The organism is Sphingomonas sp. Root241 (assembly GCF_001428865.1).
GTDB lineage: Bacteria > Pseudomonadota > Alphaproteobacteria > Sphingomonadales > Sphingomonadaceae > Sphingomonas.
This window is the reverse complement of sequence record NZ_LMIV01000001.1, coordinates 2,027,973-2,046,099: the sequence shown is the minus strand read 5'-3', so window position 1 is coordinate 2,046,099 and position 18,127 is coordinate 2,027,973. Positions and strand designations below refer to the sequence as shown.

Annotated in this window: 11 protein-coding genes; 3 read left to right on the top strand and 8 right to left on the bottom strand. The window is 65.8% G+C overall.

The window, feature by feature from the left end:
* Positions 1-33: 33 nt before the first annotated feature.
* Together ASE13_RS19415 and ASE13_RS09435 are read right to left on the bottom strand one after the other, a co-directional pair.
* Positions 34-384: a UrcA family protein gene (locus ASE13_RS19415; protein WP_082596512.1), complete on the bottom strand. Its 351-nt coding sequence runs from the start codon at positions 382-384 to the stop codon at positions 34-36.
* A gap of 361 nt (positions 385-745) precedes the next feature.
* Positions 746-2,863 carry a TonB-dependent receptor gene (locus ASE13_RS09435; RefSeq protein ID WP_235536901.1) on the bottom strand — a complete coding sequence of 706 codons (2,118 nt, stop codon included), beginning with the start codon at positions 2,861-2,863 and terminating at the stop codon, positions 746-748.
* Between the two features lie 390 nt (positions 2,864-3,253).
* Here ASE13_RS09435 and ASE13_RS09430 point away from each other — a divergent pair, with 390 nt between their 5' ends.
* Positions 3,254-4,792 (top strand): tryptophan halogenase family protein, encoded by a 1,539-nt coding sequence (locus ASE13_RS09430; protein ID WP_268801289.1) that lies wholly within the window; start codon positions 3,254-3,256, stop codon positions 4,790-4,792.
* Here ASE13_RS09430 and ASE13_RS09425 read toward each other — a convergent pair.
* The 6 genes from ASE13_RS09425 to ASE13_RS09400 all read right to left on the bottom strand — a co-directional run bounded on the left by ASE13_RS09425 (position 4,756) and on the right by ASE13_RS09400 (position 16,162).
* Complete coding sequence (locus ASE13_RS09425; protein ID WP_156404799.1) at positions 4,756-6,753, bottom strand: hypothetical protein; 1,998 nt, start codon at positions 6,751-6,753, stop codon at positions 4,756-4,758. The genes ASE13_RS09430 and ASE13_RS09425 overlap by 37 nt on opposite strands.
* Before the next feature lie 44 nt (positions 6,754-6,797).
* Positions 6,798-9,380, bottom strand: coding sequence for a TonB-dependent receptor (locus tag ASE13_RS09420; protein ID WP_082596506.1), 2,583 nt, complete (start codon positions 9,378-9,380; stop codon positions 6,798-6,800).
* A gap of 81 nt (positions 9,381-9,461) precedes the next feature.
* Positions 9,462-11,039 carry an alpha,alpha-trehalase TreF gene (gene treF, locus ASE13_RS09415; protein WP_056613843.1) on the bottom strand — a complete coding sequence of 526 codons (1,578 nt, stop codon included), beginning with the start codon at positions 11,037-11,039 and terminating at the stop codon, positions 9,462-9,464.
* A gap of 365 nt (positions 11,040-11,404) precedes the next feature.
* Entirely contained in the window at positions 11,405-12,340 is a 936-nt protein-coding gene (locus ASE13_RS09410) for an MBL fold metallo-hydrolase (RefSeq protein WP_056613839.1), read from the bottom strand.
* Between the two features lie 77 nt (positions 12,341-12,417).
* Positions 12,418-13,665 carry a YdcF family protein gene (locus ASE13_RS09405; RefSeq protein ID WP_056613836.1) on the bottom strand — a complete coding sequence of 416 codons (1,248 nt, stop codon included), beginning with the start codon at positions 13,663-13,665 and terminating at the stop codon, positions 12,418-12,420.
* Between the two features lies 1 nt (position 13,666).
* Positions 13,667-16,162, bottom strand: coding sequence for a TonB-dependent receptor (locus tag ASE13_RS09400; protein ID WP_414885306.1), 2,496 nt, complete (start codon positions 16,160-16,162; stop codon positions 13,667-13,669).
* Between the two features lie 171 nt (positions 16,163-16,333).
* Here ASE13_RS09400 and ASE13_RS09395 point away from each other — a divergent pair, with 171 nt between their 5' ends.
* Both ASE13_RS09395 and ASE13_RS09390 read left to right on the top strand, forming a co-directional pair.
* Entirely contained in the window at positions 16,334-17,203 is an 870-nt protein-coding gene (locus tag ASE13_RS09395; protein ID WP_056613829.1) for an alpha/beta fold hydrolase, read from the top strand.
* Positions 17,204-17,234: 31 nt separating this feature from the next.
* Positions 17,235-18,113, top strand: coding sequence for an alpha/beta fold hydrolase (locus ASE13_RS09390; protein ID WP_056613826.1), 879 nt, complete (start codon positions 17,235-17,237; stop codon positions 18,111-18,113).
* Positions 18,114-18,127: the final 14 nt, after the last annotated feature.

Sequence of the window (18,127 nt, the reverse complement as noted above, 5' to 3'; positions counted from 1 at the left end):
TGACGCGCGAGCGTACGGTCGGACCGGAGCCGGCTATCGGCCCCGCTTGCCTGCATCGGTCAAGGCAGCGCGATCATCACGCGCGCCCGAAGCCAATGCAGCAACCCTAGCACCTGCTTCGCGCGCCGCAGTCGCGCGGCAGCGCGCGATCTCGGTTGGCGGCAATAGACCAACGCGCGGATAGTCGCCGCAAACACGTTCCGCCGCGCGGCGGATACGCGCGCGCGCTGTCCTGAACCCCGCATCGGTCGAAAGGTCGAGGTCGTGCGTGGAGACGACGGCCTTGTCCGACTGCTTCATGGTAGTACTGGCCGTAGCCGCCTCGGCGAAATGGGGCGAACCCAAAAAAGCGAGCGACAACAGTCCCAAATGTACAATACGCATCACATTGTTCCCATGCTGTCCAAGTCATCAATCGCCCTTGGAGGGCGACGACTGATGGATATTCGATCGCACCCGCGAGGCGGCGCGCTCTTCGATCAACAGGGCGGTCCGTTCTATCAATCGCTGCGGCGGACGATGAACGGTAAATGCGGTTCGACGAACGACTGCCCGCCAAAGGCCTGACGGCGTCGGTATCGGACTGGCCGCCGTCAAAATCGTTTCGCCAGCCGATGGAGATCTCTTCAAGCGGCGCTGCGACAACCGGCTGGATCAACGGGCGTACTGTCGGTCCCGTAGATCATGCCGCAGCGCGTAATGGTGCGGGCGCTCAACAGCGTGAACAACGACAATGCAGAAGGGGTCAGAGCCCGAAGCGCAGTGTTGCGAGAACGGTGCGGGGCGCTCCGGGCAGGTTCAGGATCGGTGATGTGCCATGGCCCGAAACGATGTAGTCCTTGTCGAACATATTGTAGACGTTGAGCTGCAGCCGTGCCGGACCGACCTGTGTCCAAGCCATCGCGTCGGCAGTAAAATAATGGTCCAGGACTGTCGTATTGGCGGGATCGGCCCAGCGGTCCCCGACATAGTTGGCGCCTGCACCGATGCCGAACCGCTCGCCGAAGCTTTTGGCGACGAAGGCATTGGCGGCATGCTTCGGCGTCAGGGTGGCGCCCTTGTCCAGGAAAAGGGGGTTGGCCGACGCCGTCACCCGGCCATCCAGATAAGCGTACCCCAGGATCGCGCGGAATCCCGAGGGCAGGTCGAGCGCGCCCGAGACTTCCACGCCGCGCGTGCGCTGGGTGCCGATCGGCACCACGATTTGCGGATTGGCGGGATCGCTGCCCTTGATCCCCGTCCGGCGCAGGATGAAGCCGGAGAGCTGGATGCTCAGCCGATTGTCGAGCAGGCTGTACTTCGCGCCGATCTCGTTGTTCGTGGTCTTCTCCGGTGCGATGTCGGCGTTATTCGCCGCCAGTGCGAAGGTCTCCGCCGACGGCTGGAAGCTGGTGCTCCACGACGCGTAATAGGACTGCGCATCATCCGGCTGGAAGACTAGGCCGGCACGCGGGCTCCACTTCTTGTCGGTGCGCTCGAGCGGTGTGGCGCGGGCGGGGATGATGAGCTGCGTTTTCTGCACGAACCAGTCGTGGCGGACGCCCAGCAGTGCCTTGAAGCCCGCACCGAGCTCGATGAAATCCTGCACATACAGGCCGCGCGTGTCGAAGGCGGATGCCGACTTGGCGCTGAGGGTGGTGAAGTTCGCATTGGAAAGCGTGGGCAGGACCGGAGCCAGGATCGGCGTCACGGCGACGACGCGCGCCTGAATGGTCTCGGCATCCTTGACCTGGCGGGCGATCTCCACACCGTAGAGGACGGTGTGCCGAGTGCCGCCCAGTTCGAATTTGTGCGTGAGTTCGGACTGGTTCGACCAGCCGTCTTCATCGCGCAGGATGCCGCCGTGCGACAGGCTGACCGTACCTGCGACGGCGTTGACTGCGGTCGCGTTGGTGTTGTGGCGGTCGAGCGTATAGCGATAGTGCCGGAAACCGTTGCGGAACGACAGCGCGTCCGAAAAGCGGTGTTCGAGCGTGATCGTCTGCGACAGCACCTCGGAGCGGCTAACGTCCACGTCGTGGGCATTGGCGGCGCCGTAATAGCTCGAGCGCGGCACGCGGACGACCTTCCCGTTGATCGCGGGGATGCCGAAATCGGTTAGGCGGCGGTCCTGGAGATAGTCGGCCTGGATGAGGAGCGTGGTGTCCTTGCCTGCGCCCAGCAATATCGAGGGTGCGAGGGCGACGCGCTTGACGAACTGCTGGTCGCGGAAACTGCCGCTGTCCTCCAGCGCGCCGGTCAGGCGGAAGCCGACACCCGATTGCCCGTCGAACAGGCCGAGGTCGATCTCGCCGCGCGCGATATCGTGCGAGCCGTAGGTGAAGGCGCCGCCGATGATGTTGACATTGGGCTTCTTGGTAACGCGATTGATGAGGCCGCCCGATGATCCGCGCCCGTAAAGCACAGCTGCCGGACCCTTCACCACCTCGACCCGCTCGACGTTCGACAAGTCGCGGAAATACAGGCCGTCGTCGCGGAACCCGTCGACATATTGGTCGGCGATCGCAGTGAAGCCGCGGATGGTCACTTGGTCGCGCTGGCCGTCGCCGTGCGAGAAGGACACGCCGGGCACGTTCTTGAGCGCGTCCTGGAGCGACAGCGCGCGCTGGTCGCGCAGCACTTCGGACGGGACAACCGCAACTGACTGCGGCAGGTCCTTGAGCGGGATCGCGATTTTCGCTGCTCCGGTGTCCTGCGGAACGTAGCCGTCGTGCTCGCGGACGCCAGTGACGACGATAGGGCTGTCCTGGTCGGGGTCGTCGGCTGCGGCGTGCGCCGGAAGTGACAGGTGCAGCACGATGGCTGTCGTGGTGAGTAGGCGAAGGAAGGCGCCCTCCAAGGTCAGCGGTGCACGAATAGCCAATTGGGAAGTCCTAACTGAGAGCATCAGAGTTTATTGCGAGCGCGTATCAATAGCAGAATTGGATTGCAACAAATTGTTGCCGGCGCTCACATCGCTTGCCACTCGCTCTCGGAGACCCGTCCCGGCTTGGCGTCAAACATCGATCGGCCGACGGTCGCAGCACCGGTTTCGCGAGGGGAGGGGGATGGCTCTTCACCATGGCTGTACGGTCTCGGACCGTCGCATCAGCAGGTTTTCCGACAAGAGGAATAGCAATCCGGCGGCGGCTTCCGCCATCCGAACCAGTCTGCGCGAGCGCCGGATTCGGACACCTGACGGCGCTGCACAATTTGGTCTCGCCGGGCTATGTTCGCGTCGCACGGACATGGCCTTGCTCGCGAAGGGTATCAGGTGGCGCATATCGACGAGGCTGGAACAGGGCGGATCCGACGGGTGGTCATCCTGGGCGGAGGAACCGCCGGCTGGATGACCGCCGCGGCGCTCGCGCGGACCTTCGGCCAGCGGCTTTCGATCACCCTGCTCGAATCGGATGAGATCGGGACCGTGGGAGTCGGAGAGGCGACGATCCCGACGATCCACTGGTTCAACGAGCTGATCGGGCTGGACGAGGCCGCCTTCCTCCGTGCCACCGGGGCCACCTTCAAGCTGGGGATCGAGTTCGTCGACTGGGCGCGGCCCGGCCAGCATTATTTCCATCCCTTCGGCCAATATGGCATCCCGCTGCCGGGCGTCTCTTTCCATCATCGCTGGCTGAAGGCGCGGGCCGAGGGCCTCGACCTGCCGCTGTCGGCCTTTTCGCTGGCGAACCGGCTGGCGCTGGAGGGCCGCTTCGCCAAGCCGGTGAACCACGCCCGATCGATCCTCTCGACCCTCGGCTATGCCTATCATTTCGACGCCAGCCTCTATGGGCAGCACCTCCGCGGGCTCGCCGAAGCGAACGGCGTGACCCGGATCGAGGGCAAGCTCGAGCGGGTCGAGCAGCATCCGGAGACCGGCTTCGTCACTGCGCTCGGCACGTCGCGCGGCGACCGGCTGGAGGGCGAACTGTTCATCGACTGCTCGGGGTTCCGCGCGCTGCTGATCGAGGGCGTGATGCAGGCCGGCTATGACGATTGGTCGCACTGGCTGCCGTGCGATCGCGCCGTCGCCGTGCCCTGCGCACGCGTGGCGGCGACCACGTCGTACACGCGCGCCACGGCCCGGCCAGCGGGCTGGCAGTGGCGCATCCCGCTACAGCACCGCACCGGCAACGGCTATGTCTATGGCAGCCGGTTCGTCAGCGACGACGAGGCGGCCGCGTCGCTCCTCGCCAATCTCGACGGCGAAGCCTTGGCCGAGCCGCGCTTCCTGCGCTTCACGGCCGGACGGCGGCGGCGCGCGTGGCTCGGGAACGTCGTGGCGATCGGGCTCTCCTCCGGCTTTCTCGAGCCGCTCGAATCGACCAGCATCCATCTGATCCAGAGCGGCATCGCCAAGCTGCTCACTTTGTTTCCGGACCGCGACTGCGATCCCGCACTCGCGCGCCGTTTCGACGCGCTGTTCGCTGCCGACATGGACAATATCAGGGACTTCCTGATCCTCCACTACCATGCCCAGGATCGGCAGGATCCCATCTGGGAGCAGTGTCGTCACATGGAACTGCCCGAGACGCTGGTCGAGCGCGAGGCGCAGTATCGCCGCTCGGGCCGGGTGATGGTGGGCAGCGACGAGCTGTTCCGCGAAGCGAGCTGGCTCGCCGTGCTCAACGGCCAGGGCATACTCGCTCAGGACTATAATCCGCTCGCCGATACGCTCGATCCCGCCACCAACCGAGCCCAGCTGGAGCAGGTCGCCGACCTGATCGCGCGCTCCGCCGAGACGCTGCCGCTACACGACGCGGTGCTGGCGGAAATTCAGGGCGCGGCGGCCGGCGGCCGCACGGCGAGATAGACGGTGCTCCACAGCTGCGCAGCGTTGGATTCGTCGACATCCTGCCGCCCCGCGCCGAACGGCACCATGCGATAGCGTCCGCCCTCATAGGCCCAGGACCAGAGCTCGGAGCTCTGCAGCGCGCGTGTCGCCGAGATGGCGCGCCATAGCCGCGCTTGCGCCTGGCGGAGGCGGCCGCGCGTCGCTGCCGGCAGGCCGCTCCGCGCCAGCTGGCGCTCGATGCCCGCGGCGAGCAGCGCCTGCTGCCACGACCAGACCACGGTGCCGTGATAGGCCGAAGGCGTGAAGCGCGCCTGCATCGCCGGGTCCGCCAGCACGGGATTGGCGACGAGCAGGCCGATATCGGTCATCAGCCCGGCCGGGAAAGGTCGCATGATCGCGTCGACGAAAATGTCGAGATCGGCGGGTGCCGGATCGCCGAAGAGCAAGGCGAAGCCCTCGTCGGAGTTGAGGATCGGCACCGGCGCGCCCGCCGCGTCGAGCGCAATCGCGTGGAAGGTGAGCGGCGTCTTGCCCAATGCGGCGAGTGCGGGCTGGGCGGGTACGCCGAGTCCCGCCGCATAGGTGCGGATCATCGGCACGGCGCGGGCGGCTGGAACGGAGACGCGGAACAGCCCGGGCACCCGGCTGCGCCACAGTCCGGCGATCGCATCGGCCCGGCCGAACGCCGCCCGATCGTCGGCGGTCAGATACGGGTCGAGCAACCCAGCCCGGAACAGGCGGGCGGCTGCGTCCAGCGCGGCGGGGACGAACACTGCATTGACGTCGTACGGATAACGCCCGCCGCCTATTCCGTCGCCGCTGTCGCGCCACTGGCCCGCCGTCCGTCCCGGCTTGAGCGCGACGAGCCGCGCGACGCCCGGCGCCTCGGCAAAAGGCCGAGCCTGCGCGAGCACGAAGCGCAGATTACGCACCATCGCGGTACCGGCGCGCTCGGAGCTGCCCGGCTTGGTCTCGCTCGGGACGTTGCCTGCCAGAAAAGTGCTCGCCGCGTCCGGCCGGACCCGGTCGAGCAGATAGTGCGCCGCCACCGGCGCGAGCATGAAATCGTCGTCGATCATCGCATAATCGAGCGTCGGCGCGTCGCCGCTGCCGCCATGCTGGCGCCGGTCGAGGATCGCGAATTCGGAGAGGCCCTCCTCATGCGCCACCTCGCCGGCTTCGTTGAGCCGCGCGAGCACCGCGCCCAACCCCGCCTCGATCGCTGCCGGCTGGAGCGCCGGCATCAGGAGGCGCACCGACATCAGCGTGTCGCGTCCGAAATAGGTGTTGAACCGCCATGAGCCGGCGAGGAACTTCTCGCGATAGCTGAGGAAATGCAGCGCGTTGCGCGCTGCCGGATCGTCCGCCGCATGGTCGTTGAGCAATTCGGGGAGCGTCAGTCCGGTCAGCGGCGTGTCCCCGCTCGCCGCGACGATCTCCAGCCGGATCCGCCCGCTCGCGCCGGCAGCGATCCCTCCCTTGTCGATCCGCCCCTCGATCACGCGCAACTCGAGCCGATAGCCCGGCGCGCCGTCCACCCGGTCACGCGCGTAGCTTATCCGATCTCCCTCCACGCGCATCGGCACGGCGATTTCGGCCGGGAATTTGCCCACTGCCTGATAGTCGCGCAGGAAGCGCACGTTCGACAGTACCGCCTGCTTGACGGCGAGCCGGGGTGCCGTGACGGTCGCCACCGCGCGGATGCCGTAGAGCGGCCGGCCCCGGCCGTCGGCCAGCGTCACCGGCTGCGGCGCGCCTTCGAGCCGCCACGCCACCGGCGCCGCCGTCCGATCGAACCACAGCCCAACGCCGCTGTTCCCCGCCGGGAAGGCGATAAGGATGCGCGGGTCGGTGCCTGAGCGGAGCAGCAGATGCGCGGCGACCTTGCCGTCGCGGACGAAGGCGTTGAGGTTCTGTCCCTCGGTCAACTGATAGGCCAGCTCGGGCGCGCGCTGTGCCGGTCCGGGCGCTGCGGCCATCAGGCACATCCCCGTCGCCAGGCTTCGCGCGAACCTCGCCCCCATCAGAATTTCAGCGTCAAAGAGCCGCCATAGGTCGGGCCGACGATCCCGCGCGCGTAGAAATAGCCCGACGCCGCGTTCTGCGTCTGGCCCTGGCGCGGATTGCCTTCGGTGAGGCCGGTCACGTTGAAGATGTTGTCGGCGTCGAAGCTCAACTGCAGGTTCTTCGTCAGGTTGAGGCTGATGCCCGCCCCCGTCACCCCATAGCCGGGCAGGGCCACGCCGTTCCCCGAATCCGCGAAGATCTTGCCGACATATTTGTACCGCGCAAAGACCTCGCCCAGCCCGTTCGGCAGCTTGATCGCCGGGGTGATCGTATAGAGCTGTGCGGGCGTGCGCTCGGGCCGGTTGCCGTCATAGGTCGGCTGCTGCACGCCGTTGAGCCGGAGGTTGCTCAGCTTCGGATCCTGGAACACGCCGGTGAAGTCGATCGAGAACCAGTCGACCGGCCGCACCACCGCATCGATCTCGACCCCCTTTGTGCTGAGGTCCGCGAGGAAGCTGGTCTGCTGGGTCGGATCCGAGGGGTCGATGAAATTGTAGAACTGGTCGTTGAAGTTGGTGCGAAACACCGTCGCCGATGCGCTGAGGAAGCGGGCGAGCTGATAGCGGACGCCGGCTTCGTAAAGCTCGATCCCGGTGACCGGATCGGTGTTGTTGGTCTGGAAGCCCTTGGCATAGCGCGCATAGATCGAGAGGTTCGGCGTGATCAGGTAATTGGCGCCGACCGTCCATGCCGTCGCCTCCTGCGTGCGCCGGGTGAGGTTGAAGGTGCCGTCCCAGGTGGAGCCCACCGTCGGGATGACGCCGGCCGTGCCCGGCGGCACCGGCTGGTTGACCGCGGCGGCGCGGCCGTCGCGGAACCTCGCCTCGTCGCTCTCCCAGCGGATGCCGGCGTCGATATGCAGGCTGTCGCCGATCGACAGCTCGTCGTTGAGATAGACCGACATCGACTTGTCGTCGCGCTCGCGGATGCCGACGCCCCAGTCGCCATAGGAGATCAGGCCGTTGTCGCTCAGCGTGCCGATGACGTTGTTGTTCGCGTCGAGCGCGACGATGTCGTAGATGTCGCTGTTGTTGCGCACATCGTTGACCACGGTGGCGACGGCGGCCTGGTTCTGCTTGCGGCGGACATCGTAATAAAGCACGCCCGCGGTCAGCGAATTCTTGAACGCGCCGCTCTCGAACTCCCAGCGGAAGCCGGCATTCGCGCCGAAATCGCTGCCCTTCAGATAATCGTGGTTGAGCACGGTCTGCTGCAGAAAGCCGTTGCCGTTCAGCCCGTTCAAAATGTCGGTCTGGTTCGATCCGACGACAGTGCCGGTGCGCAAATTCTTGATGCCGTAGCGCGCGGTGCCGGGGAACGCCGCCGCGCCGAGAGTGAGCAGATTGTTGATCGGGGAATCCGGCCCCGGCGTCAGATAATCGACTGCGCTGGTCAGCCCGGCATTGCCCGTGCCAGATCCGGGGAAAAGCCCGTTGAAGTCGTAGCTATAGTCCAGATAACGGGCGCGCAGGAACAGATCGAGCCCCTCGGTCACCGGCTTCTCGAAATCGAGGCGCAGCTGCTTCGTCCTGGCGCGCACGCCTTCACTCAGCCGGAAATCGCGGAGCCCGTCGGGCTCGACAAAAGTCGATACCGGCACCGAGAGGCGCGCAAAGGCGCCGCCGCCGATATTGTCCCATTGCTTGTCGAGCCCGGGCACGCTGCCGGGCTTGCCGTTGTTATAGGTATAAGGCTGGTCGGCATAATAGGCCGTTTTGAGATCGCCGATCTTGCCGGTGAGCCGCAGATAACCGCCGCCGTCGAAGCGATATTCGAGCATCGCCTTCACGCGATAGCCGTCATAGTCGAACGGGTTCTTGCGCACGCCGGGGCTGCTCTGGAAATAGCCGCCGACGCTGAACGCCAGATTGTTGGCGATCGGCGCCGAATAATAGAGGTCGCCGCGCTTGAGCCCGTAATTATAGGCGGTGGCGCGTGCCATCCCCTCGGCCCCATCGAAACTGGGCCGCTTCGAGATGAAGTTGATCGTGGCACCTGCGCCGTTGACCGTCAGCACCCCCGACGAGCCGCCCTTCACGGCCTCGAGCCGGTCGATGGTCAGATCCTGCGAGAAGAAGAAGTCGGCACCGCCGCCCTGATAGAGCACGGGCATCCCGTCCTCTTCGAGCTGGACGAAACGTTGTCCGCCGCCCTGCAGTCCGCGGACCGAATAATTGTTCGAGAGCTCGCCCGCCGTGCCTTCGACGAAGATGCCGGGAACGAGCTCGAGCATGTCTGCGGTCGAACGCGGCGCCTTGCGGTCGATATCCGCGCGCGTCGCATAGGTGATGTCGGCCGAAGCGGTGATCAGCGGGCGATCGCGGCTCGTCTGGCCGGTGACGACGATCTCCTGGTTGCCATAGGCCTCGTCGGCCGGCGCCGCAGGGGTGGTCTGTGGCGTCGGGGCCGGGGTTCCGTTCTGTTCGGCGGGCGGTGGCGTCTCGCTTGGGGTGGTCTGCGCCAGCGCCGGTACCGCTGGAAGCACCGCTGCCCCTAGCAACAGCCCGGTGCGCACACTGAAGCGCTCCGAAATGGACATGCCTCTCTCCCGCGACTTTTCCGGTCCCAACCCGCAAACGCGCGTTCCGATCCCGGCCCCGTGCGCGGTCTGGCGCGTTTCTCACCGCGTCGGGCGCACCTTCTCGGTGCTCAGGTCCGGATAGCGTTCGAGGATCGCGCTGACGACGCCATTGGTCCAACCGAACCCGTCCTGGAGCGGATATTCGCCGCCGCCGCCCGGCCGGTGCTCCTCCACGTCGTATTTCTCGAGCATCTTGCCGGTCTCGGCATAGGCAGTCGCGACCGTGCCGATCCAGCGCCGCGCAATCTCGCGCGCCAGTTCCTTCTCGCCATAGCGGGTGAGCCCGTCGATCGCGATCCATTGCAGCGGCGCCCAGCCGTTCGGGCTATCCCATTGCTGCCCGGTGCGGAGGGTCGTCGTCCGCAGCCCGCCGGGCGCGAGCAGTTTCCTGCGCGCGGTGGCGGCTGTCGCTCGCGCCTGTTCCGGCGAGGCGGCGCCCACGAACAGTGGATAGAGCGCCGCGGCGGAAACCACTGGGGTGGGTCGGCCCGCGATCCGATCCCAATCGGCATAGCGCGCCTCGCCGGGCACCCAGAGATAGCGATCGATCGCCGCCTTGCGCCGCTGCGCCTGCGCCGTGAACTCCGCCGTGCAGCCTTGGTCTTTCGCGGCCCGGCAACGCGCGGCGATCCGCTGCTCCATCGCCAGCATGAGGCTGTTGAGGTCGACCGGCACGATATCGGTGGTGCGCACCGAGGCGAGCACTGCGGGATCGCGGAGCCAGCGCGCACTGAAATCCCACCCGCTCTCCGCGCCGGCGCGCAGATGGCGCTGCACCACCGCCGCCGGCCGGGTCCTGTCCGCGGCCGCGGTGGCGACATCCTCGGCATAGGATTCGTCACGCGGCGTGTCCTTGTCGTCCCAATAGCGGTTGAGCAGGCTGCCATCGGGCATCCGGACGACGCGTTCGCAAGCACCGTCGGGGGTGATGCACGCCGCACCGCGCATCCAGAACGCATGCTCGCGCCGGAGCGCCGCCAGCCGCTGCGCGGCCAGCGTGGAACCTTTCGCTTCGGACAAGTCGAGCATCAGCGCGAAGAATGGCGGCTGCGACCGGCTGAGATAATAGGTCCGCATGCCGTTCGGGATGTGGCCGTAGCGCTCGATGACGCTGACGAAATCTGCCAGCATCGATTCGATCATCGGTTGCTGTCGGTCCTTCGCCAGGCCGAGCATGGTGAAATAGCTGTCCCAATAATACATCTCGCGAAACCGTCCGCCGGGCACGACAAACGGCGCCGGCAGCGGCAGCGCGGAGCTGCCCGGACGCGCCGCCACCGGATGGCGCACGAGCGTCGGCCAAAGCGTGCGGATGTGCTCGCGCAGGTCGGTTGCCTGGCGATCATTCGCGCCGGGCACGATGAAGTTGGCGAGTACGAAAGTCCGCAGTGCCGCGCGGTCGCGCGGCTGCTGGCGGGCATAATCGGCCATGATCTCCGCCGGCGCGCGGCGGGGCCGGGCGTCGACGAAAGTCTTGCCGTCATCGAAGACATGTTCGATCTGGACCCTGCGGAAGAGATCGCCGTAGAGTTCGGCCGGTGACTGTTGCGCCGTCGCGCTCGTCCCCCACAGCCCGGCGGCCACCAATGTCGCCAGCAATATCCGCATTGCCTTCATGGCCTGACCTTACCGCTTCTGATCGCGCTGATCCTGTCGCGGGTGGAAACGTCCACGTCCTCCAAATTGGTTCCAAACCCACAACCCCCGGTTCGGAGGATATGACCAAATGGCTGCTTTCCGCTCCTGGTATCCAGAAACCGATCAGCCGCTCTCAACTATTTCCAGTCGATCTAGGCAAGTGGCAGCTTTGCGCTCAATGCCGCTGTTCATGAATCTTTGAAGGCTTCCGGGAGCGGACCGTCAGTCTTTCCGCTTCAGGCCGGGCATGCGCCGGTTGAAATGGCGTGGACAGTTCGATGGCGGGCCGACCTGGCAGGCTTTCAAGGGAAAAATTGATGGCTCTGTGCGAAGGATCAGCTGTCTCAGGAGGCGGGTCGTGGCGGAAGCGGGTAGACGATGAAATCGGCGTGCCGATCGACCATCGGCGCCGAAGCTATCTTTGCAACCGCCTGCTGGAGTTCCCCGATCGCCGAGGGCGGGAGCGGGAGCGGATGCTCCGAGGGATGCGTCGCTGCCTTCATCGGATAGTCCTGCCCTGGCGTGGCGGTCATCTCGATATGTGCCCCGAGCAGCGCGCGAATCGGATGGGTGGCCGCGAAGGCGGCGAGCCGGTCGGCGCTCGCGCGGAACTCGTCGAACTTGTCGCGCGGTACGTAGAGCCTCCCCGGGTAGAGCATGTCGCCCGAGAACAGCAGCTGCGTGCGCGCATCATAGACCATGATGTGCGCCGGCTGGTGGCCGGGGGTCGGGATGATTTCGAGAACGCGCCCGCCGAGATCGAAGCGAGCGATACCGTCCGGCCAGTTCGTGATGTGAAAGAAGGCTGCGACGTCTTCCGATGCGACGCCCACGACGTCGGTGTCGGGTCGATCACGAAACTCATTGTCACCCGCATGATGATCGCCATGGCCGTGCGAGTGCGCAACGACGAGGTGAAGCGGGCGGTCGCCGTGCTTCGCCCGCCATTCGCCAATTATCCGGTCGATGGTCGGGCGGATCTTGAGTCCCCCTGCGCCGGTGTCGATCAACAGAGCGCGATCCTTGCCGAACAGTAGATAGAGGAAGGGCGCCTCGAAGTTGGTTTCGACCGACTGGCGAATGACGAACGTGTCCGCATCGACCATCTGGACCTGCATCTCGGGTTCGTTCGCCGTCGCGCCGTCGATCCAGTGCGCAAATCGGGGCGCTTCGAGCGCGGGAGACGCGGCGCCAAGCAGAAATGCCGCACCGATCAGAGCAATGGAACGACGCCGGGCGGCCAGGTGGCGAGCGGTGTGAAACGAGGCGAACAGGTCCATAGGCCTAGCATATGAGGTATTACCTATTCCGGCAAACGTAACATTATGCCAATCGCCGCTGTCTCAGCTTTTCCGTCTCATGGATCGAGCGGGTCGGCGGCCTCGACGTGGAAAGCGATCGGCGCGGGCGTGAAGCGCAGGCTGAACCGGTCGGGCCCCAGCGCGAGGCGGCCCGGCTGGATGCCCATCTCGCGCAGGTTGCGCTGGGCGAGTTCGTCGCCGCCGATATACTGGATCGTGCGGTGGTCCGAGACGACCAGTGCCGGCCGATCGACCGGGAAGCCGGCGGCGAGAAGCAGCCGGGCGCAATTGCGCAAATTGGTCGTGGTGTGGCGGGCGTGCGGCTCGATCAGGATGCGGTCGGCCGGAACGCCGTGCTCGGTGACGAGAAGCCGCTTCATCTCGATCGCTTCGTTGAACGGCGTGCGGTTGGGGTGGACGTTGCCGCCCGACACGATGATGAACGGCGCGAGCCCGCGTGCGAACATATCGGCGGCGATCCGCATGCGGATATGCCCCATCACCCCGGTGCGCGATTGCGCATCCTCGGGGCCGTGCCCGAACACCAGCAGCGCAATATTAGGGCGTGCCTGCCAGTCGGTTCCGGCGACTGCGCGCACTGCCGCGGCGTTCTCGCCGCCCAAAAGCGGTCGATAGGCACCCGCTTCGGTGCGCTCGTTCATCTGGAGCAGCCCGATCGCGTAGCGTAGCGATGGGTCGAAGAAGAGGTCGTCATCGTGCCCCAGCGCCGCAGTGGCGACGCCGTGCGCGCTCAGCACGTCGGCATATTCGGGTCTGGCGGTGTCGAAGATGATCGCATCGATCTTGGGATAACGCGGCGGAATCCCCTTGGCATAGATCGCGATCACGCGATTGACCGCCGCGGCCGTCTCGCCCCAGGCGGTGGCAACGAGATCCGCGTCGGCCAGGGCCTCGTGGCGTGCGAACCGTCCCGAAGGCCGCATCTGCCGACCGACAAGCGCCGCGCCAAGCCGGCGATCGCGCGTGAGCAGCCGCAGCCGGGCCTCCACCGCGGCGATGTCGGCGTCGGTCCAGACCCACGCATCGGCAAGGCATTGCGGCGACGGAGTGCACGTTTCCTGCGGCACACGTGCGGCGCGCTCCGTCGCGAGCCGGCGAAGGACCGGATCGACGCGCAGCGCCTGCGCCCAGCCGTCCGCCGCCCGCAGCATCGCGAAGAGCGGGAAGACCCGCGTCTCCAGCGAGTCGGCGAACGGCGCGGAATAGCCTCGGGGATCCTGCGCCCAGGCCGCCGCGGGCGCCCAGGCCAGTGCGACGGCGAGAGCGATGGCGGCGTGACGCAACTTACCAGCTCCGGCTCAGGATGAAGCGGAAGTTGCGGCCGAACAGCGGACGGCCATAGATCGCGTCGGTCGCGCCCTGGCCGGCGAGCTGGTCGGTGCGCGGGTTGCCCTCGGTGAGGCCCTTCGCGTTGGTGAGATTGTCGCCGACCACCTGAATGCGCCACGGGCCGTAGGTAACCGACGCGTTCGCGCCGAAGGTCTGATAGGCGGGCAGCGCCGTCAGGTTGAACAGGTCGACATAGCGGCGGCCGACCCATTCGTAGCGACCGGCGATCTCGAGCTCACCCTCGCCGATGGGGAAGTGGACTGCGGGGCGCAGATTGCCGAAGAATTTCGGCTCGCGAATGATCTGGTTGCCGTTGACCGCGCTGGGATCCGCGCCCGAGGTGTTTTCGAGGTTGCGATATTGCGGATCGGCGACGGTGACCGATCCGGTCAGCTCGAACCAGCGCAGCGGCGCGACCTTCCCGTCGATTTCGACGCCCTTGACGATGGCCTCCCCGACGAAAGGCACCGATTGATCGTTGCGCCCGGTCACCGGATTGAACGCGACGAACGAGGCGTTGAACGGATCGAACTTGGTATAGAAGCCCGTGACGTAGAGGTAATTGCGCCCGAAGCTCGCCTTGACGCCGGCTTCATATTGCCGCGCCTTGGTCTTGATGATCGTCGGCGCAGTGCTCGTCGTCACGCCGAGCTGCGGCGGCACCTCGAGATTGGAGATGCGGCCATAGGCGCCGAGATTGTCGGTGAAATCATAGTTGAGGCCGGCCGTCCAATTGGTCGTCGACGGCTTCAGCTTGCGCGAGACGAACGCGCCAGTGAAGGCGCGGGTGGTGTTGTCGGCAAGCGTAGTCGCGTCGCCCAGATTGGCTTCGGCCGAAAGCAGGGCATAGCCGTCATAATCGTACCATTCCTTGCGCACGCCCGCGTCGAGCCGCAGCCCGTTGGTGATTTCCCACGTATCGTTGGCATAGGCCGCGACCATCTTCGCGTTGCCCTCGCCCTGGTTGAGCGTGGTCGTATAGCGCAGCACGCCGTTCTGGGTCACCGAGCCGAGCACCGCGCCGGCCGCCGAATACGCCACGAGGTCGATCGTCCGCGGCTTGCTCCGCACTTCGATCAGCATGTCCTGATAGACCTGCCGGCTGCTCACGCCATAAGCCGAGCCGTAGATTCCGGCGCGGACATCGTGCGTGCCGAAGCCGGTCTCGAACTTGCGGGTGACGCTGAGATCGGCTTGGCTCGAATAGAAATCGGCGTCGACCGCGCGATACTGGCCCGACATGATCAGCCCCGAGGCGGTGGCGGGATCGTAAGCCGTCGCGCCGTTGCTGCCCGCGATCGCATAGCCCAGCCGCGAGACGCCGGCGCCGAACGCAGCGCGCGCCGCAGGGAGATAGCCGGCGGCGAAGGTGGCTGCGTCGGCCGGATTGGTGGTCGAGTAGAAAGCGTCGAAGCCGCTCTTGCCCTTGGTGAGGCCGAGCCTGGCGGAGACCAGCCAGCCGTCGAAATCGGCCTCCCAGTCCACCGCGCCGTTGAAGAAGCGCATGTAGCGGCCGTCGGCGAGATCGCGGTTCAGGGTCTGCACCGCACCCGTGCCGTCGCGATACCGGATATTGACGTCGCGTAGCGCCGGCGAGTTCAGCGTGCCGGTGTGATAATCGATATAGGGATCGAGCGAGACCGACGGGTTGCGCGGATCGGCGGTCGGGATCGGCAAATAGAACAGATTGTGGTCGTTGACGTACATCGCCGAGATCTTGACGAAGCCATTGTCGAAATCGTGTTTCAGATTGGCGCGGATCTGCCCGCCTTTGTCGCTGGGGAAACCGCTGTCGCGATAGCCGTCATGCTGGCGCAGGAAGCCGCCCACCGCGAAATAGGTCCGGTCGTCGATCGGCCCCGACTGCATCAGATCGAGCCGGTACAGGCCGGTGTCGCCGAGCGTCAGCTGCCCACGGCCGCGCGACTGGGCGTCGCCGGTCACGGTGATGTTGTTGGCGATCGCGGCGGCGCTGCTCGCATAGATCGGCGCCGGGCCGCCACGGACGATTTCGACCCGCTCGGTCATCAGGTCGTAGCGGTTCATGCCTTCGCCTGAGTTGAAGAACACGCCGTCGATCTCATGATAGAGCGGCAGGCCGTCCTGCTGGAAGATGAGATAGCCCCGGTCGGTCGGGATGCCGCGGACGCGGGTGATGTTCTGCACCTCGCCGCCGGTCGCTTCCACCTGGATGCCCGGAACGGTGCCGAGCAGGTCGGCGAAGTTCCTCGGCGCGATCTTCTGGACTTCCTCCTGGCTCAATGAATTGACCGCATAGGAGACGTCGAAGCGACGCTGGGCACGCGCGGTGCCGGTGACGACGATGTCGTCGGCCGAATCTACGTCGGTCTCGGGTTCCGCTGCAGGCGCGGCCGGCTGCCCTGCGTCCTGCGCAGCGGCGACGCCGGGCAGGGCGCAGGCCAGTGCGCATGCGGATGCCAGAAGCGACACTGCGTAAGTTTTTTTGCCCGATACGTGCATTTTGCGAACCCCTTATCTGGATCGGCTGCGGCTAGGGGCCGTTCACTACGGCGCGATGACATAGTGACGAGAACCGGGTTTCTAGAAGGAACGGCCGCCCGCGCCCGCCGTTGTTCCGGCCGGATGCAGTCAGGAGCCGGAATGCCTGTTCCCGTATTTCATCGCAGGACGAACGTCGGCGGCGTGGACGTCTTCTATCGGGAAGCGGGGCCGCCGAACGCCCCGGTCGTGCTGCTTCCTCACGGCTATCCCTGCTCCTCATATGAGTTCAGGGACTATATGCGCCATCTCGGCGAAGACTGGCGACTGCTCGCGCCCGATTTCCCCGGCAGCGGCTACAGCGCCACGCCCGAAGCCTTCGCTTATGATTTCGACGGCTTCGCCTCCTTTCTGGAGGACTTTACCGACACACTGGGCGTGAAGCGTTTCGCGCTCTACCTCCATGATTTCGGCTCGCAGATTGGCCTCCGGCTCGCGATCCGCGATCCAGATCGCGTCACTGCGCTCATCGTCCAGAATGGCGACATCTACGAAGACGTGCTCGGGGCCAAATATGCCGGGCTCAAGGACATCTGGAAAATGGAGCGGGCGAAAGGGCTCGGCAAATTGCGCGAGTCCATTTCGGAGGACCATTTCAGGGACGAGTTCCTGAACGATGTCCGTCCCGAACTGGCCCAGCGGATTCCGCCCGATCTTTGGGAGCTGCACTGGGCCCTGATGACGGAGCGGCGTCAGGAGATCGCCGCAGGCATCATCTACGACCTCAAGGACAATCTTGCGTGGTTTCCGCGCTACCAGGCGTGGTTGCGCGAGCATTCGCCGCCGACGCTGATCCTGTGGGGGCCCCAGGATGGCTATATGCCCGAGGAATCGGCGCGCGCCTGGCTGCGTGACTTGCCCGAGGCGGAACTCCATCTGCTCGACGCGGGGCACTGGCTGCTCGAGACCAGCGTCGCAGAGGCAGTCGATCTCACGCGCGATTTCCTGAGACGGGTCCACAGCCGCGTCTGAGCAGGGGCAGAGGATTGAGAGGAACCCGAACATGCACCCGGAGACCCGTCAACGCCTTGGCCTGTCCGGCGGCACGGAGCTGGCCTTCGTCACGGCAGGCGACGCATCCAAGCCCGCGATGCTGCTCCTGCATGGCTTTCCCGGCTCGGCGGACTATTTCCGCGGGATCGTGCCCGCGCTCTCGCAGATCACCTATGTGATCGCGCCGGACCTGCCCGGCTTCGGTGAATCAGACGTTCTGCCGACGCCTTCGTTTTCTGCCTTTGGCCAGGCCGTCTCGGAGCTGCTGGATCGGCTCGCGATCGGGCCGCGCTACATCTACCTGCATGATTTCGGCGCGCCAGTGGGGTTTCACATCGCCATGCAGGCGCCGGAACAGGTCCTGGGCCATATCGTCCAGAACGCCAACGCGCATCGCACCGGGCTCGGGCCGCCATGGGCCCCGGTGATCGACTATTGGTCGCATCCAAACCCCGAAAACGAGGCGGCTTCGACCGCGCATCTGACCTTCGAGGGCATACGCAACGGATATCTCGGCGGGATGCCGCCGGAAGTGGCGGCGCAGATCGCGCCCGAAATATGGGAGGAGGACTGGCGGGTGATGCAGTTGCCGGGTCGGATGGAGACGCAGCGCGCGCTCGTCAGGGACTATGGGAACTACGTTGCTCGGTTCGACGAAATCGCCGAATATCTCGAGCGCCGGCAGCCGCCTTCACTGATGTTCTGGGCCCGCCATGATCCGTTCTTCGATCTTGCCGAGGTCCTGACATGGATGCAGGCGCTGCCGCGGATGGAAGCCCATATTCTCGATGGCGGTCACAAGCTGCTCGAAACGCACGCGGCCGCGGCGGCGCCGCTCATGGTCGATTTCGTCAGGCGAAACCAACGCACGAATGCGGCGCCGCGCTAATCCGCATGCAGTGT

What these genes read in the sequence shown, in the direction of transcription:
- treF (WP_056613843.1), bottom strand. Translation starts at nt 11,039, where the DNA reads ATGAAGGCAATGCGGATATTGCTGGCGACATTGGTGGCCGCCGGGCTG.
- ASE13_RS09390 (WP_056613826.1), top strand. Translation starts at nt 17,235, where the DNA reads ATGCACCCGGAGACCCGTCAACGCCTTGGCCTGTCCGGCGGCACGGAG.
- ASE13_RS09410 (WP_056613839.1), bottom strand. Translation starts at nt 12,340, where the DNA reads ATGGACCTGTTCGCCTCGTTTCACACCGCTCGCCACCTGGCCGCCCGG.
- ASE13_RS09425 (WP_156404799.1), bottom strand. Translation starts at nt 6,753, where the DNA reads ATGGCCGCAGCGCCCGGACCGGCACAGCGCGCGCCCGAGCTGGCCTAT.
- ASE13_RS09420 (WP_082596506.1), bottom strand. Translation starts at nt 9,380, where the DNA reads ATGTCCATTTCGGAGCGCTTCAGTGTGCGCACCGGGCTGTTGCTAGGG.
- ASE13_RS09395 (WP_056613829.1), top strand. Translation starts at nt 16,334, where the DNA reads ATGCCTGTTCCCGTATTTCATCGCAGGACGAACGTCGGCGGCGTGGAC.
- ASE13_RS19415 (WP_082596512.1), bottom strand. Translation starts at nt 384, where the DNA reads ATGCGTATTGTACATTTGGGACTGTTGTCGCTCGCTTTTTTGGGTTCG.